Source organism: Allorhizobium paknamense, assembly GCF_030815125.1.
Taxonomy (GTDB): domain Bacteria; phylum Pseudomonadota; class Alphaproteobacteria; order Rhizobiales; family Rhizobiaceae; genus Allorhizobium; species Allorhizobium paknamense.
This window is the reverse complement of record NZ_JAUSWH010000009.1, coordinates 1-14,940: the sequence shown is the minus strand read 5'-3', so window position 1 is coordinate 14,940 and position 14,940 is coordinate 1. Positions and strand designations below refer to the sequence as shown.

Below are 14,940 nucleotides of genomic sequence, written 5' to 3'. Positions count from 1 at the left end.
TGGACTGGAAAAGCGCGGTGCAGCACACTATCCCAATATCCGGGCACTACATCCGGGAATGGGAGCGGAAAACTGCTTTGGGATGCCGGGATAAGTCCGGTAAACCTCGGCGCACCGAGCCCCTCCCAAGGTGCCGGCCAGCAAGGTGGAAGAAGTGCGATGATCAAATCTATTGGAATTGTGGGCGCCGGACAGATGGGGTGCGGTATTGCGCATGTCTGCGCGGCTGCCGGTTACAAGGTGGCCATTTATGATCTGTCCAAGGACCGGATCGAGGCAGGTCTCGCCACCATCAACGGCAATATGGCCCGGCAGGTCAGTCACGGAAAATTGACGGAAGAAGAACGTCAGGCCGCGCTTTCGCATATTTCCGGCAGCGACGATGTGCAGGATCTGGCGTCCTGCGATCTTGTCATCGAGGCCGCGACGGAGGACGAAAGCGTTAAACGCAAGATTTTCGGCCAGATCTGCCCGATCCTGAAACCGGAAGCCATTCTGGCGACCAACACATCTTCTCTTTCCATCACCCGGCTTGCCGCCGCGACCGACCGCCCGGAGCGGTTCATGGGCATTCATTTCATGAACCCGGTGCCGGTGATGAAGCTGGTGGAACTGGTCCGCGGTATTGCCACGGAAGAAGGGACTTTCGAGGCCGCCAAGACCTTCGTGCGCTCGCTGGACAAGACGATTACCGTGGCCGAAGATTTTCCGGCCTTCATCGTCAACCGTATCCTGCTGCCGATGATCAATGAGGCAATCTACACGCTCTACGAGGGCGTCGGCTCAGTGGAAGCCATCGATACCGCGATGCGGCTCGGCGCCAACCATCCCATGGGGCCGCTGCAACTGGCGGATTTCATCGGGCTCGATACCTGCCTCTCCATCATGCAGGTGTTGCATGACGGGCTTGCCGACAGCAAATACCGGCCTTGTCCGCTGCTGGTGAAATATGTGGAAGCAGGCTGGCTTGGCCGCAAATCGGGCCGCGGTTTCTATGATTATCGCGGCGAAACGCCGGTGCCGACCCGCTGAAACAACTTGCGGGGGACGCCAAGGGTCATTTTCAATGATCCTTGGTGTTAGAGCGCTTTTCGATCTGATTCAATCAGATCGAAAAGCGCTCTAACGTTTTATTTTTGAAGCATAATCTTATTCGTCCTCGTTTCACTCCGGTCGGATTATGCTCTACAAGCCGAGCGCCGTGTTGACCGTGGTGACGATGTATTCGAACATCTTGATCATCGCATCGTAATAGATGCCAAGCCCGATAATCAGGCTGACGGCGATAAGGCCCGCGATAAGGCCATATTCAATCGCGGTCGCGCCCTGGTCATGCGCCAGGAAAGTTTTCAATTTTCGCATTTTGCCCCCTCGCCATATGCCCCACATTGGCGGTTTCGTCGTTCTACAATCCCATAAATCCACAATAAAGTGGTAAAGACATAAAAATAGCCTGCGAATCTACCCAAATCCGGGGGTAATAGCGCGGGCGCAAGTTTCTTCTATCAGCAGCTATCGCCACCGACATGATCGATGATGCACACCGAACCCGGTGTCGATTGCAGAATGGAGCGGCGGATGGTGTAACGCTTGCCGGATGCATCGCGCTCGACCGGAATGGAGCCGGTGCTCATGCTGTCAACCTCTGGCGGCTGGAAGGCCATGTGCTTCTTGCCGATGCCGTCGGAGAGCATCGGTGTGAGGACGAGCGACAGCGCAATCGCCGCCACTGCGAACAGCAGCGCGAGATTCAAAACGCCTATTCTGCCGGATCCGGAAGCCGCGCGCCTTTTGCGCTCGCGGATCTTCTGAAAATCCTCGTCCATCATCGTGATCCTCACATGCGTATCTGCATGATGCCGGAATAATGCCGGTTGGGAGATTAACTTTATGTTAATCGGAGATAAGAAAGGGTGACTTTCCCACCGTTGGATGCTTCTTTTTGCGCTTTATCTTGTCCGGATAAGCCCGTTGCCTTACTCCAACCGCAAGGATTTACAGCATCTCCAGGAAAAGTGCGTAGCGGTTTTCCGTCAGGAAATGCGTAAAAACAAAGGCTTAGAGCGTTTCAATGCTTCCGTGAAACAATGAAACGCTCTAGGGTGTGTGGGTATTCAGCTTTGGGCGGGCTGCAAACGGCAATTTCCTGTGCTTACCTAGGCTCATGTACTCAAGTACACTCCGCTCCGGTTCTCGAAAATCACCGTTTTCGCCTCACCCAAAACTGAATCCCCACACACCCTAAAGCAGGTCCTGAAGGAAGGGAATCAGCGGCTCGTCTGCCGGTGGCATGGGATAGTCCCGCAGATCCCGCGGCCGCACCCATTTCAGGGCCTGTCCCTCGCGGCCCTGCGCCACGCCTTCGAAACGGCGGCACACATAAAGCGGCATCAGCAGATGAAAGGTTTCATAGCTGTGGCTGGCGAAGGTCAGCGGCGCAAGGCAGGGGATCTTGGTGCTGATGCCCAGTTCCTCCTGCAACTCCCTGATCAGGCATTCTTCCGGCGTTTCGCCGGGTTCCACCTTGCCGCCGGGAAATTCCCAGAGACCGGCAAGGTTCTTGCCCTCGGGGCGCTGAGCCAGGAGAATGCGGCCATCGGCATCGATCAGCGCGCAGGCGGCAACCAGCAGAATGGAACGCTGCCGATCCGCCATCACTGCGCCTCCGGCCGCCAGTAGCAATAGCGATAGGCTTCCCGAAAACCGAGTTTGCGATAGAGGGCAAGGCCAGCCGTGTTGCTGGCCACCACCTGCAGCCAGGCAAGGCGTGCGCCGCGCATCCGCGCCCAGCGGAGCGCCGCATAGGTCATCTCGAACCCTTCGCCCTGACCGCGATGGGCGCCATCCACCACCAATTGCAGCAGGCCGGCAAGATCATTGTCCTGCACGCAGATCGCGGCAGCGACAGGCCCATTGCCTGGCACTTCCTTCAGAAACAGGCCATAGGGCGGCTTGATATTGCCGATCAGTTCGGCAAGGCCCGGCTTCAGCGCCGGATCTTCGCCATGCAGGGTGAGGCTGGCATCCACGAAGCGGCCGATATCATGGCTCGGCAGATGGTCCATGCCGTCGTGCCCGTCCAGAGCGGCGAGATCGAGGGTCATCACCAGGCTTTCCTCGAAACGCTGCCAGCCGTCTTCCTTGAGACTCTCGATGATTTGCGGCGCCGCCAGCGGCGTTTCCCGGAAGATCATCGGCCGCCCGTAGGATTCGAACTTGCGCGCCGCCTTTTCCAGCCGCAGGCGAATATCGCTGATGTCGGAGCGATCCAGCGCAACGACGCAATTGCCGCGCTTGGACGGGTATCCGCCCGTCAGCCGGATCTGCCAGCTGCCGTCATAATGGACCGAAGCTGCCGGCCAGGCGCGAAAGCTCACCGCTTCCAGGCGGCGCACCTGCGGCAGGTTGGCGTCCTGTGAGATCCGTTCGATCAAGACCATCAGCTCCGGTAGTCTCCGTTGATGGCAACATACTCCTTGGTCAGATCGCAGGTCCAGACCGTGGCCTCGCCGGAGCCGAGGCCGATATCGACGGTAATGCTGATATCTTCCTGCTGCATCACGGCTGTTGCGGCGGCCTCGGAATAATCCGGATCGCGCTCGCCATGGACGGCGACGCGCACATCGCCGAACCAGATGGCGAGACGATCGCGGTCCGCCGCTTCGCCGGACTTGCCGACAGCCATGACGACACGGCCCCAATTGGCGTCCTCGCCGGCCACGGCCGTCTTGACCAGCGGTGAATTGGCGATCGACAGGCCAATGCGCTTGGCGGCGGCATGGGATTCGGCGCCCTTGACGGTGACAGCCACCATCTTGCGCGCACCTTCGCCATCCCGCACCACCTGCAAGGCAAGATCTTTCAGAAGGTCGTTCAGGGCCGCACGGAACGTGGCAAGGCGCGGATCGTCAGCGGCGTTGACGCGCACCTGGCCGTCATCGGCGGCAGCGCCCGTGGCAAACAGCATCAGCGTGTCGGAGGTGGAGGTGTCGCTGTCGACGGTGACGGAATTGAAGCTCGGGCCAACGCCCTCGGAGAGCAGTTGCTGCAAGGCGGCGGGCGCGATATCGGCATCCGTGACCACGAAGGAGAGCATGGTGGCCATATCGGGCGCGATCATGCCGGCACCCTTGGCAATACCGTTGATCGTCACCGTGATGCCGCCGATCTCGGCGCTGCGGGTGGCGACCTTCGGATAGGTATCCGTGGTCATGATCGCCTTGGCGGCTTCCAGCCAGAAATCGCCCTTGGCGGTGCTGGCCATCTCGCCCAGCACGCCTGCGAACTTGGTGGCGTCCAGCGGCTCACCGATCACGCCGGTGGAAGCGAGATAGATTTCATGCTCCGCGCAGCCAAGCGCGGCAGCGGCGGATTGCGCCGTCAGTTCCGTGGCGGCGCGGCCCTTGACGCCGGTAAAGGCATTGGCATTGCCGGAATTGACCACGACGCCACGCGCCACGCCGTGCGGCAGGTTCTTGCGGCAGAAATCCACCGGCGCCGAAGGGCATTTCGACCGGGTAAAGACGCCTGCGACGCTTGCCGGGCGGTCAAACGCCATCAGCAGCACATCGGTGCGGTTCTTGTACTTGATGCCGGCGGCGGCGGTGGCCATGGCCACGCCACGGATGGCGGGCATGTCGGCAAAATGCTTCGGGGCAAGGGGAGAGACGGTCGCGGACATGGATCTGGCGCTGCTCGCTGGAAAACTCTGAGACTGTTCAGGAAGGGAAAGGCCGCCTTTGCTCAAAGGCGGCCTTGAGGCCGATCGGCTTATTGCTGCGGCGGCGTCTGCTGCTGCTGGGCGTTGATGTCCTCATAGCCCTTCTTCAGGGCCGGATCGAGGATATCCACCTTTTCGGAGCTCTTCGCCTTTTCGAGAAGGGCAAGATACTTGTCGCGCATGACAAGCTGGCGAACCTGCTGCTGCACGTCGTCGAAGGAGGGCGGCGGTGCATCCCGCAGGTCCTCGACCTTGATGACGTGATAGCCGAACTGCGTCTTCACCGGGGTCTTGGTGTAGGTGCCGGGCTTCAGCGCAAAAGCGGCTTCCTCGAATTCAGGAACCATACGGCCTTTGGTGAAGTAGCCGAGATCGCCGCCGTCATCCTTGTTGGAATCGGTCGACTTTTCCTTGGCGAGTTCGGCAAAATCCTTGCCGGCATCCAACTGCTTGATGATGTCCTTTGCCTCATCCTCGGTCTTGACCAGAATGTGACGGGCATGCACCTCCTGCTCCTTCGGCAGGGCGGCGATTTCCTTTTCGTAACGGGCCTTTACCTCGGCATCCGTGGTGGTGTCCACCACATGTTTCTTGAAGTAGGCATTGTGCAGTTCGCGGTCGGCGATGAAGGCCATGCGCTGCTTGTAGGCCGGATCGTCCTTCATGCCTTCGGTGATGGCGTTGCCGGCCAGAAGCTTCACGTCGATGGCGCCGGAAAGGGCGGCCACCTTCTTCTGTTCATCGGGCATCTGGGCGAATTGCGGGTCGAGATTGGCCATGGCCAGATCGAGCTCGGACTGATGAATTTCGAGGTTGCCGACCTTGGCCACCACGGCATCCTCGGCGCAGGCAGCGGAAACGAACATCGTCAGGGCCGCACAGGCGGTCAGCACGAGTTTATGGGAACGAAGCATGAAATAACCCTTCGGTTGATAGGCCAATCGACACCGTCAATCGGTTCGAAAACACTCAAAAGCACTGGAATGTGGCGCTTCTGGTGCGTGCTGTCCCGTTGACATAATTCGACCCCCCTCTTATCTGTCACGCAACTCCGCGTCCAGAGCAGTTTCCGGGAGCGGCACGCAAATGCGTGAACCTTGTGACGGAATAAGAAAGGACCATGAACATGGTCAGTCTCGGTGGGCTTGCCCGCAAACTCTTCGGCTCCTCCAATGATCGGCGCATCAAGGGCCACCGCCCGCGCGTCGCCGCCATCACCGCGCTCGAAGACAGCATGAAGGCGCTGAGCGATGCGGAACTTGCCGGAAAGACGGCGGAATTCCGGGAACAGCTCAAGAATGGCAAGACGCTGGACGATCTTCTGATCCCCGCCTTTGCCGTGGCCCGCGAGGCCGCGCGCCGTACGCTGGGCATGCGCCCCTTCGACGTGCAGCTGATCGGCGGCATGATCCTGCATGAAAACGCCATTGCCGAAATGAAGACGGGCGAAGGCAAGACGCTGGTGGCGACGCTCGCCGTCTATCTCAACGCGCTCTCCGGCAAGGGCGTGCATGTCGTGACCGTCAACGACTATCTTGCCCGCCGCGACGCCACCATCATGGGCAAGCTCTACGGCTTTCTCGGCCTCACCACCGGCATCATCGTGCATGGCATGGATGACGAGGAGCGCCGCGCGGCCTATGCCTGCGACATCACCTATGCCACCAATAACGAGCTTGGCTTCGACTATCTGCGCGATAACATGAAATATGAGCGTGGGCAGATGGTTCAGCGAGGCCATAACTACGCCATCGTCGACGAGGTGGACTCCATTCTCGTCGACGAGGCGCGCACGCCGCTGATCATTTCCGGCCCGCTGGACGATCGCTCGGATCTCTACAACACCATCGACGCCTTCATTCCGCTGCTGACGGAGGAAGATTACGAAATCGATGAAAAGCAGCGTTCGGCCAACTTCTCCGAAGCCGGCACCGAAAAGCTGGAGCGGCTTCTGGCAGAGGCGGGGTTGCTCAAGGGCGCCTCGCTCTACGATGTCGAGAACGTCGCCATCGTCCACCACATCAACAACGCGCTGAAGGCCCACAAGCTTTTCCAGCGCGACAAGGACTACATCGTCCGCAATGACGAAATCGTCATCATCGACGAGTTCACCGGTCGCATGATGCCGGGCCGCCGTTATTCGGAAGGTCAGCACCAGGCGCTGGAAGCCAAGGAAAAGGTGACGATCCAGCCGGAAAACCAGACGCTGGCCTCCATCACCTTCCAGAATTACTTCCGCATGTACGACAAGCTGGCCGGCATGACCGGTACGGCCGCCACGGAAGCGGAGGAATTCCAGAACATCTATGGCCTCGACGTGGTGGAAGTGCCCACCAACCTGCCGATTGCCCGTATCGACGAGGATGACGAGGTTTACCGGACCTTCGAGGAGAAGTTCAAGGCGATCATCGAGGAGATCAAGGCCGCCCATGAGCGTCACCAGCCGGTGCTGGTCGGCACCACCTCCATCGAGAAATCGGAACTGCTGGCGACCATGCTGCGCAAGAGCGGCTTCGACAAATTCCAGGTTCTGAACGCCCGCTATCACGAGCAGGAAGCCTATATCGTCAGCCAGGCCGGTGTGCCGGGGGCCGTGACCATCGCCACCAACATGGCTGGCCGTGGTACCGACATCCAGCTCGGCGGCAATATCGACATGCGCCTCGAGCGGGAACTGGAAGGCATGGAGCCGGGGCCGGAGCGGGATGCCAGGGAACAGGCGATCCGCGAAGAGGTCAAGCAACTCAAGGAAAAGGCGCTGGCCGCTGGCGGTCTTTACGTCATCGCCACCGAGCGCCATGAAAGCCGGCGCATCGACAACCAGCTGCGCGGCCGTTCCGGCCGTCAGGGTGACCCGGGCCGCTCGAAATTCTACCTGTCGCTTCAGGACGACCTGATGCGCATCTTCGGCTCCGACCGCATGGACAGCATGCTGCAGAAGCTGGGGCTCAAGGAAGGCGAGGCCATCGTCCATCCCTGGATCAACAAGGCGCTGGAGCGGGCCCAGAAGAAGGTCGAAGCGCGCAACTTCGACATCCGCAAGAACCTGTTGAAATATGACGACGTGCTGAACGATCAGCGCAAGGTCATCTTCGAACAGCGTCTGGAGCTTATGGATGCGGTGGACCTGACCGAAACCGTCACCGACATGCGCCACGAACTGATCGACACCATCGTGCGCACCCACATTCCGGAACGCGCCTATGCTGAACAGTGGGATGTGGAAGGATTGAAGGCGGCTGTCGCCAACCTCCTTAATCTCGATCTGCCGGTCGAGGAATGGGCGACGGAAGAAGGCATTGCCGAAGACGACATCGTCGAGCGGATCAAGAAGGCCGCCGATGATGTGATGGCCGACAAGACCGAGCGCTTCGGGCCGGAAATCATGGCTTATATCGAGCGTTCCGTGCTGCTTCAGACCATCGACAATCTCTGGCGCGAGCATATCGTCAACCTCGATCACCTGCGGTCCGTCGTCGGTTTCCGTGGCTATGCCCAGCGCGATCCGCTGCAGGAATACAAGGCCGAAGCGTTCGAACTCTTCCAGGCGCTTCTCGCCAACATGCGCGAAGCGGTGACGGCGCAGATGATGCGGGTGGAAATCGTGCGGGAAGCCCCGCCCGAGCCGACGCTGCCGGTGATGGAAGCCGTGCATCAGGACCCGCTGACAGGTCAGAACGAGTTTGCCGCGTCGGAGGCCGTTGTCGCGCCGGAAAACCGCAATCCCGCCGATCCCTCCACCTGGGGCCGCGTTGGCCGCAACGAGCCTTGCCCCTGCGGCTCCGGCAAGAAGTTCAAGCATTGCCACGGCGCGTTGATCGCCTGATTGACCTGACAAATCTGATGAAAGGCGGCGGGTTTTTACCCGCCCTTTTTATAGGATGAGTCATTGAAAATGACTCATCGTATTCCCCTTTCGAATATCTCAAGCCATTGGTGCATTTGAGATATTCGAAATTCTTTCAAGGCGAGGATGCGTTAGCATCTTCGAGCCTTGGTATTATAGGTCTTCCGCCCGGCGCAGCACATCCGCCAGCCGCGTGGTGGCGGAGCCGGGTTTCAGTGGCTTGCGCTGGCTGGCATCCGGTGCCCAGCCGGAGACGTAGATGATCGAGAAGGTGGCGCGGATGCGGCCATCGGGGTCGCTGTAGCGCTCGGCGTAAAGCTCGGCGGCGCGCAGGAAAAAGGCGCGGCTGATCGGTTTGCGGCTGCGGCCAAGCAGAGGATTGGCCATGCCCATGGCGCGCAGGTCCTGCATCAGCGGAAAAAGCGAATCATACCGCACCGTGTAATCTTCGACATCCACCACGGGCAGTGCAAAACCTGCCCGTTGCAGGAGCCCGCCCAGATCGCGGACATCGGCGAAGGGAATGACGCGCGGGCTTGCGCCGCCGGTCAATTCCGCCTCGGTGGACAGCAGCACGTCGCGCAGTTCGCCAAGCGTTCCCGCGCCTGCCACGGCGGCCAGCAGCAGGCCGTCCGGTTTCAGGGCACGGCGGATCTGGATGAGCAGGCCGGGCAGATCATTGGCCAGATGCAGCGACAGCGGCGACAGTGCCAGATTGATCGATTGCGGTACAAGCGGCAGCGTTTCCAGCGGTGCCTCGGTAACCGGCAGGCCGGGGCTGGAAAAGACGTCACTCGTCTCGATCCGCTGCAATCGGCCGATCCGCCCGGTGCGTTTGCAGGTTTCGGCCACGCGGCCATCCAGCCCGTGCAATTCTGCCGCATCCTCGAAATGCCGTTCCACCACGGCCAGCCGTTCCGCCAGTTCTTCGGCGACGATGTCGAGCAGGAAGCCCGCTTCGCCGCCATGCCGGATAAAGGCGCGCTCCCGGTTGCGGGCAAGCAGGTTGGCGTCAAAGATCTGTTCCATGGGGCTTTATTTCGCTGGTTGTCGGGCTTTTGTGGCGGAGGTGGCCTGTCCCGACTTTGTTTAGAGTACTTTCAGGAAAAGTGGGAACCGGTTTTCCGTCCGGAAGTACGAAGACTCTCTAAGGCATTTGGGGCAGGCGGGTGAAGCTTTTTTTCCGTCGGCTTTGGCTGCCCCTGTTCCAAGCAGCGGGAATGGAGAGTATAACACCCTTTGGTTGCGGGAATGGGCTGATGCGGGAAACGGCAGGCGGATGGAGTGGACATGCGGTGCTGACCGGCATGGGCCGGATGGCGCATCGGTCCTTGCGCGGGTTTGAGCGCCTCGGCCATGCGTGCCGCGACCTGATCTATCCGCCGGGTTGTGCCGGATGCGGCCTGCCGCTGGCCGAAGGTGTCGGTCTTTGTCCGCCGTGCTGGGCCTCGGTGCGCTTCATTGAGCAGCCTTATTGCGCCGTGCTCGGCCTGCCTTTCAGTTATGATCCCGGCGAAGGCATGGTGAGCGCCGAAGCCATTGCCAACCCGCCCGCCTTCGACCGGCTGAGGTCGGTGGCCGTGCATGACGGCGTGGTGCGCGACATGGTGCATGGCCTGAAATATGCCGATCGCACCGATCTCGCGCCGCTGATGGCGGCATGGATGGCGAGAGCGGGGTGCGACCTTCTGCCCGATGCCGAGGTCATCATACCGGTGCCCTTGCATCGCTGGCGCCTGTTTTCCCGCCAGTATAACCAGTCCGCCGAGCTTGGCCGCTGGCTTGCGCGGGAAGCCGGGCTGCCCTTTCGGCCCCTGCTGCTGCGCCGGGTAAAGGCGACGGAGAAGCAGGTGGGCCTGACCAAGAAAGGCCGGGCTGACAATGTGCGCGGCGCTTTTCAGGTGCGGGATCGGGAAGGGGTGGCGGGCCGTCACCTGCTGCTGGTCGATGATGTCTATACCACCGGCGCCACCGTCAATGCTGCAGCCCGCGCCCTGAAGCGGGCAGGGGCGGCAAAGGTCTCGGTTTTGACCTTTGCAATGGCGCTATCCACGCCTATATGACAGGTCTGTTTTTCTGAAATCCTCTTGTTTGAGCCGGAGATGCGCATGGCTTCCGTTTTGATCTATACGCGGCAATATTGCGATTACTGTGCCCGCGCCAAGGCGCTGTTGAAGGGCAAGGGCGTCGATTTCCAGGAAATCGACGCAACGGGCAATGCTGAACTGAGAGCCGAGATGGTGGAAAAATCCGGCCGCAACACCTTCCCGCAGATTTTCATCGGTGGTGCCCATATCGGCGGTTGCGATGATCTGCATGCGCTGGACCGGAATGGGAAGCTGGATCCCATGCTGGCGGCCTGAACCGAAGGCGGGGCGGACGGCTGATCCCGGAAGGACGATGAGATGACAGTCAAGCTTGCGGCCATCCAGATGTGTTCGGGCACGGATCCTGAGCGAAATGCCGAGACCATGGCGCGGCTGGTGCGCGAGGCCGCAGCCAAAGGCGCGATCTATGTGCAGACGCCGGAAATGACCGGCGCCTTGCAACGCGACCGGGCAGCGCTGGCCGCCATTTTGCGGGACCAGGACAGCGACATCATCGCGAGGAGCGCCGCAAGCCTTGCCGCTGAACTCGGCATTCATGTGCATGTCGGTTCCACGGCCATTGCGCGGGGCGATGGCAAGATTGCCAATCGTGGTTTCCTGTTCGATCCCCGGGGCCGGCTTGCCTGCACTTATGACAAGATCCACATGTTCGATGTCGATCTGGAGAATGGGGAAAGCTGGCGGGAAAGCTCGGCCTATACGCCGGGCAAGGAGGCCCGCGTTATCGATCTCGATTTCGCAAGGCTTGGCTTCGCGATCTGCTATGATGTGCGCTTTCCCGCCCTTTTTCGCGCCGAGGCGGTGGCGGGGGCGGAAATCCTCACCGTTCCTGCCGCCTTTACCCGCCAGACCGGCGAGGCGCATTGGCATATTCTGCTCAGGGCACGGGCCATTGAAAACGGCGCCTTCGTCATTGCTGCCGCCCAGGGCGGCAAGCATGAGGATGGGCGCGAAACCTACGGGCATTCGCTGATCATCGATCCCTGGGGCCGGATTCTGGCGGAGGGGCCGGAGGCGGGCGAGGCCGTGCTGGTGGCGGAGGTCGATATTGCCGCATCCGCTGCGGCGCGAGCCCGGATTCCCAATTTGCGCAATGCGCGTGATTTCAATCTCGAAACACTTCCGGCTCTGGCGAAAGGGGGCCTGACCGCGTGATCCGCTACCAGTTGATTTGCGACCAGGGGCATGAATTTGAAGGCTGGTTTTCCGAAAGCGCCGATTTCGAGCGCCAGAAGGAGAGCGGTTTTCTCACCTGTCCGATGTGTGCATCGACAGCCATTTCCAAGATGCTGATGGCCCCTTCCGTCGCCACGGCGCGCAAGAAGGAAGAGCGCCAGATGGTCGCCTTTGACCAGGCGCAGCGCGAGGCCTATCTGAAGCTGAAGGAAGCGGTGGCGGCCATCAAGGCCAATAGCGAGGATGTGGGCGAGCGCTTTCCCGAGGAGGCCCGCAAGATCCATTATGGCGAAGCCGACGCCCGCGGCATTATCGGCCAGGCCAGCCCCGATGAGGCGCGGTCGCTGATCGAAGAGGGGATCGAGGTTGCGCCCCTGCCATTCCTGCCGGACGATGCGAATTGATGTCTGGTGGGACCGGTCATCACCTTGCCATCTATAATTTCGGCCTCCATGTTGGCCCGTCCGGTGATCCGCGTATCGACGGCTTTTTGCACCGGGAGCCTTTCAACTGGCAAGCGGCTCTGCGCTCTGAAGGTTTTGTTGCGCGGTCTGGCTATCAAGGGGAACCCGGGCCGGAAAGCTGGGGTTTGCAGGTTTTTCCCCGCTTCATTGAGGGGAGCGGTTTCGAGTCCGGTCCATCGTCGCTTTCTCTCTGGCACGATCTGGAAAGCTTGATGGCGTTTACCTACTCCGGTGTGCATGCGGATGCGCTGAAGAATGCGCGGCATTGGAACCAGAAGCAGTCCTGGCCACCGCTGGTGCTTTGGTGGGTTAAGGCAGGTTCAAAGCCTGATTGGCGGGATGCGGTGATGCGGCTGGAGCATCTGGCGGATCACGGACCGTCCGCCTTTGCCTTCACATTCAAGACAGCTTTTGATCCCTTCGGGCTGCCCGCCAGCATTGATCGAGGGCGAGTCAAGGCGATTTCAGCCTCGAACCTGAAGCGTCAGGCCGATCTTCTGGAAGCGGTGCTTACGCTGCCTGTATAAAAGAAGCGTTTTTAAAAAGGGAGTGCAGCCCCCAGTTTGGCCAGGGTAGCGCAGTTATGCAGATTGAGGCCGCCTGGTCAGCATCATGTAATTCACATCCGTATCGCTGGAGAGGTTCCAGCGGTTCTGGAAGGGATTGAAGAAGACGCCGGTGGTTTCCACCACCTGCATGCCGCTGGCAAGAATCGGTCTTTCCAGCTCTTCCGGGCGCACCAGCTTTTCATATTGATGGGTGCCGCGTGGCAGCCAGCGCAGGACATATTCGCAGGCGCCAATGGCAAGTGCTGCTGCCTTCATGGTGCGGTTGATGGTGGAGATCAGCATCATGCCGCCGGGGCGCACCATGGAGGCACAGGTGGAGATGAAGAACTCCACATCCGCCACATGCTCCACCACTTCCATGTTCAGCACCACGTCGAAGGTTTCACCCGCCTCTGCCAGCGCTTCTGCGGTGATGGCGCGGTAATCCACGCTGACGCCACTTTGGGCGGCATGGGTGCTGGCAATACCGATATTCTTGGCCGAGGCATCCGCGCCCAGCACATTGGCTCCCATCTTGGCAATCGGCTCGGAAAGCAGCCCGCCGCCGCAGCCGATATCGAGGATCCGCAGGCCGGAAAGCGGCTTGTGCGAGAGCGGATCGCGACCGTAATTCTCCGAGACCTTGTCGCGAATATAGGCGAGACGCACGGGATTGATCTTGTGCAGCGGCTTGAACTTGCCGGTCGGATCCCACCATTCCGCCGCCATGGCGGAAAAACGGTCCACTTCCGTCTGGTCGATGGTGCTCTTTGCCGTTGCGCCCAAGTTTGCGCCCATGTCGCTCATCATCGTCTCCTCATGCCTGAAAGACCGTGCCTTTCAGGGGTGGGTGCCTGCCCTGTTCAAGCGGACTATCCCATCGCCTTGCTCATTGCGTCTTCGAACCGAAATCGAATGAGCCGTTTGCCTCGAAATTCATCCAGTGAAGTCGGACGATCGCCCTCCAAAGTCAAGGGGTGCGACATCCGTTCCACCTCGCTGCCAGGGGTGGTGGGCGGAACAAGCATCGATCCATCGCGTTTACAAGCACTTTCGCAACGATGCGATTACGGGGGGAGCGGGGTCTTATTACTGCCGTTTTCCCGGGCACGAGTGGGGTCTGGCCGGGATCGTGTCTTCGATTCCGCCTTTCAAGGGAGATGAAAACATCATGAAACCGGTTTATCTCACGGCGCTTGCCGGCCTGATGGCCGTGGCCTTGCCGGTCGCGGCGCAGGCCGCGCAGGCCGTCGCCACCGCCAATGTTAATCTCAGGGCTGGGCCCAGCACGCAATATCCTCCGGTCCTCGTCGTGCCCGCCGGGAACCGGGTGGATATCTATGGATGTCTGGCCACCGCGAATTGGTGCGATGTGGCCTATGCCGGTTATCGTGGCTGGATTTCCGGAAGCTATCTCCAGACCGTCTATGCCGAACGCCGCATCTACGTAGACCCCGATTACTATCGTCCGCTCGGTATTCCGATCATTACCTTCAGCGTCGGCGATTATTGGGACCGTTATTATAGAGGCCGCGATTTTTATCGTGAGCGTGACCGCTGGCGGCGCGCTCCCCCGGCCCCGCCGGTCTGGCATCGCGGCGATGACCGTCTTCCGCCTCCGCCCATGGATGGCCGCCGTCCGGGCGACTGGGATCGCCGCGATCCCCGGCGTGGGCCGGACATGGATCGCCCCGACCGGCGTCCGCCACCGGATATGAACCGTCCGGATCGCCGCCCGCCGCAGGATATGGATCGACCGGATCGTCGTCCGCCGCCGCAGGCAGAGCGCCCTGATCGCAGGCCGCCGCCTCCGCCGCCGGGCAGCCCGCCCCCCGGCGCCGATCGCCGTCCGCCGCCGCCTTGGGTGAAGCCGCCGGTGGACAATCAGTAGGGAAACCGTCTGCGAAAATCGAAAAGGCCTCCGGCGATACAAAATCGCCGGAGGCCTTTTTTATAATCTGTCGATTTACAAGGTGCCGAGTTAGGCTGTAGTGACAAATTAATGGTTTGGGATTCCCTTTGAGGCGCAAATCAGATTCAACGCTAACTTTTGGAGGTTGGCGATGGATGGTGAGGT

General features: G+C 60.5%; 16 protein-coding genes. 8 read left to right on the top strand and 8 right to left on the bottom strand.

Annotated elements, in window-relative coordinates; genetic code table 11:
* The first annotated feature begins 159 nt into the window (after nt 1-159).
* A complete protein-coding gene (locus tag QO005_RS14210) occupies nt 160-1,032 on the top strand; it encodes a 3-hydroxybutyryl-CoA dehydrogenase (protein WP_307158713.1) in 873 nt (290 codons plus the stop codon).
* A gap of 153 nt (nt 1,033-1,185) precedes the next feature.
* Here the strand turns inward: QO005_RS14210 and QO005_RS14205 are convergent, their stop codons facing one another.
* The 6 genes from QO005_RS14205 to QO005_RS14180 all read right to left on the bottom strand — a co-directional run bounded on the left by QO005_RS14205 (nt 1,186) and on the right by QO005_RS14180 (nt 5,634).
* The gene (locus QO005_RS14205; protein WP_307158712.1) at nt 1,186-1,362 is read right to left on the bottom strand and encodes a Flp family type IVb pilin; all 177 of its coding nucleotides are present in this window, start codon (nt 1,360-1,362) and stop codon (nt 1,186-1,188) included.
* Between the two features lie 143 nt (nt 1,363-1,505).
* Nucleotides 1,506-1,826, bottom strand: a complete 321-nt coding sequence (locus QO005_RS14200) for a hypothetical protein (RefSeq protein ID WP_307158882.1) — start codon at nt 1,824-1,826, stop codon at nt 1,506-1,508.
* A 415-nt stretch (nt 1,827-2,241) separates the two neighbouring features.
* A complete protein-coding gene (gene mutT, locus QO005_RS14195) occupies nt 2,242-2,655 on the bottom strand; it encodes an 8-oxo-dGTP diphosphatase MutT (RefSeq protein WP_307158711.1) in 414 nt (137 codons plus the stop codon).
* Complete coding sequence (locus tag QO005_RS14190) at nt 2,655-3,440, bottom strand: GNAT family N-acetyltransferase (protein WP_307158710.1); 786 nt, start codon at nt 3,438-3,440, stop codon at nt 2,655-2,657. The genes mutT and QO005_RS14190 overlap by 1 nt, the downstream gene beginning before the upstream one ends.
* On the bottom strand, nt 3,440-4,681 hold the full coding sequence (gene argJ / locus QO005_RS14185; RefSeq protein WP_307158709.1) for a bifunctional glutamate N-acetyltransferase/amino-acid acetyltransferase ArgJ: 1,242 nt from the start codon (nt 4,679-4,681) through the stop codon (nt 3,440-3,442). Before argJ ends, QO005_RS14190 begins: the two co-directional genes overlap by 1 nt.
* Before the next feature lie 89 nt (nt 4,682-4,770).
* Nucleotides 4,771-5,634: a peptidylprolyl isomerase gene (locus QO005_RS14180; RefSeq protein ID WP_307158708.1), complete on the bottom strand. Its 864-nt coding sequence runs from the start codon at nt 5,632-5,634 to the stop codon at nt 4,771-4,773.
* Between the two features lie 212 nt (nt 5,635-5,846).
* Here QO005_RS14180 and secA point away from each other — a divergent pair, with 212 nt between their 5' ends.
* Nucleotides 5,847-8,546: a preprotein translocase subunit SecA gene (secA, locus tag QO005_RS14175; RefSeq protein ID WP_307158881.1), complete on the top strand. Its 2,700-nt coding sequence runs from the start codon at nt 5,847-5,849 to the stop codon at nt 8,544-8,546.
* Between the two features lie 174 nt (nt 8,547-8,720).
* Here the strand turns inward: secA and QO005_RS14170 are convergent, their stop codons facing one another.
* A complete protein-coding gene (locus QO005_RS14170; protein WP_307158707.1) occupies nt 8,721-9,596 on the bottom strand; it encodes a methyltransferase domain-containing protein in 876 nt (291 codons plus the stop codon).
* A gap of 287 nt (nt 9,597-9,883) precedes the next feature.
* On the opposite strand from QO005_RS14170, the gene QO005_RS14165 reads away from it, so the two are divergent.
* Genes QO005_RS14165 through QO005_RS14145 form a run of 5 tightly spaced genes read left to right on the top strand, consistent with a single transcriptional unit; the run spans nt 9,884 to nt 12,842 of the window.
* Nucleotides 9,884-10,630, top strand: a complete 747-nt coding sequence (locus QO005_RS14165; protein ID WP_307158880.1) for a ComF family protein — start codon at nt 9,884-9,886, stop codon at nt 10,628-10,630.
* Between the two features lie 45 nt (nt 10,631-10,675).
* Entirely contained in the window at nt 10,676-10,930 is a 255-nt protein-coding gene (gene grxC / locus QO005_RS14160; protein WP_307158706.1) for a glutaredoxin 3, read from the top strand.
* A 42-nt stretch (nt 10,931-10,972) separates the two neighbouring features.
* Nucleotides 10,973-11,830: a carbon-nitrogen hydrolase family protein gene (locus tag QO005_RS14155; protein ID WP_307158705.1), complete on the top strand. Its 858-nt coding sequence runs from the start codon at nt 10,973-10,975 to the stop codon at nt 11,828-11,830.
* Entirely contained in the window at nt 11,827-12,255 is a 429-nt protein-coding gene (locus QO005_RS14150; protein ID WP_307158704.1) for a DUF1178 family protein, read from the top strand. Before QO005_RS14155 ends, QO005_RS14150 begins: the two co-directional genes overlap by 4 nt.
* The gene (locus tag QO005_RS14145; protein ID WP_307158703.1) at nt 12,255-12,842 is read left to right on the top strand and encodes a DUF3291 domain-containing protein; all 588 of its coding nucleotides are present in this window, start codon (nt 12,255-12,257) and stop codon (nt 12,840-12,842) included. The genes QO005_RS14150 and QO005_RS14145 overlap by 1 nt, the downstream gene beginning before the upstream one ends.
* Before the next feature lie 54 nt (nt 12,843-12,896).
* Here QO005_RS14145 and ubiG read toward each other — a convergent pair whose 3' ends face one another.
* On the bottom strand, nt 12,897-13,661 hold the full coding sequence (ubiG, locus tag QO005_RS14140; protein WP_370878076.1) for a bifunctional 2-polyprenyl-6-hydroxyphenol methylase/3-demethylubiquinol 3-O-methyltransferase UbiG: 765 nt from the start codon (nt 13,659-13,661) through the stop codon (nt 12,897-12,899).
* A gap of 373 nt (nt 13,662-14,034) precedes the next feature.
* Between ubiG and QO005_RS14135 the strand changes: the two genes are divergently transcribed.
* Nucleotides 14,035-14,754 (top strand): SH3 domain-containing protein, encoded by a 720-nt coding sequence (locus QO005_RS14135; protein WP_307158702.1) that lies wholly within the window; start codon nt 14,035-14,037, stop codon nt 14,752-14,754.
* Nucleotides 14,755-14,940: the final 186 nt, after the last annotated feature.

What these genes read in the sequence shown, in the direction of transcription:
- QO005_RS14210 (WP_307158713.1), top strand. Translation starts at nt 160, where the DNA reads ATGATCAAATCTATTGGAATTGTGGGCGCCGGACAGATGGGGTGCGGT.
- QO005_RS14205 (WP_307158712.1), bottom strand. Translation starts at nt 1,362, where the DNA reads ATGCGAAAATTGAAAACTTTCCTGGCGCATGACCAGGGCGCGACCGCG.
- QO005_RS14200 (WP_307158882.1), bottom strand. Translation starts at nt 1,826, where the DNA reads ATGGACGAGGATTTTCAGAAGATCCGCGAGCGCAAAAGGCGCGCGGCT.
- mutT (WP_307158711.1), bottom strand. Translation starts at nt 2,655, where the DNA reads ATGGCGGATCGGCAGCGTTCCATTCTGCTGGTTGCCGCCTGCGCGCTG.
- QO005_RS14190 (WP_307158710.1), bottom strand. Translation starts at nt 3,440, where the DNA reads ATGGTCTTGATCGAACGGATCTCACAGGACGCCAACCTGCCGCAGGTG.
- argJ (WP_307158709.1), bottom strand. Translation starts at nt 4,681, where the DNA reads ATGTCCGCGACCGTCTCTCCCCTTGCCCCGAAGCATTTTGCCGACATG.
- QO005_RS14180 (WP_307158708.1), bottom strand. Translation starts at nt 5,634, where the DNA reads ATGCTTCGTTCCCATAAACTCGTGCTGACCGCCTGTGCGGCCCTGACG.
- secA (WP_307158881.1), top strand. Translation starts at nt 5,847, where the DNA reads ATGGTCAGTCTCGGTGGGCTTGCCCGCAAACTCTTCGGCTCCTCCAAT.
- QO005_RS14170 (WP_307158707.1), bottom strand. Translation starts at nt 9,596, where the DNA reads ATGGAACAGATCTTTGACGCCAACCTGCTTGCCCGCAACCGGGAGCGC.
- QO005_RS14165 (WP_307158880.1), top strand. Translation starts at nt 9,884, where the DNA reads ATGGCGCATCGGTCCTTGCGCGGGTTTGAGCGCCTCGGCCATGCGTGC.
- grxC (WP_307158706.1), top strand. Translation starts at nt 10,676, where the DNA reads ATGGCTTCCGTTTTGATCTATACGCGGCAATATTGCGATTACTGTGCC.
- QO005_RS14155 (WP_307158705.1), top strand. Translation starts at nt 10,973, where the DNA reads ATGACAGTCAAGCTTGCGGCCATCCAGATGTGTTCGGGCACGGATCCT.
- QO005_RS14145 (WP_307158703.1), top strand. Translation starts at nt 12,255, where the DNA reads ATGTCTGGTGGGACCGGTCATCACCTTGCCATCTATAATTTCGGCCTC.
- ubiG (WP_370878076.1), bottom strand. Translation starts at nt 13,661, where the DNA reads ATGGGCGCAAACTTGGGCGCAACGGCAAAGAGCACCATCGACCAGACG.
- QO005_RS14135 (WP_307158702.1), top strand. Translation starts at nt 14,035, where the DNA reads ATGAAACCGGTTTATCTCACGGCGCTTGCCGGCCTGATGGCCGTGGCC.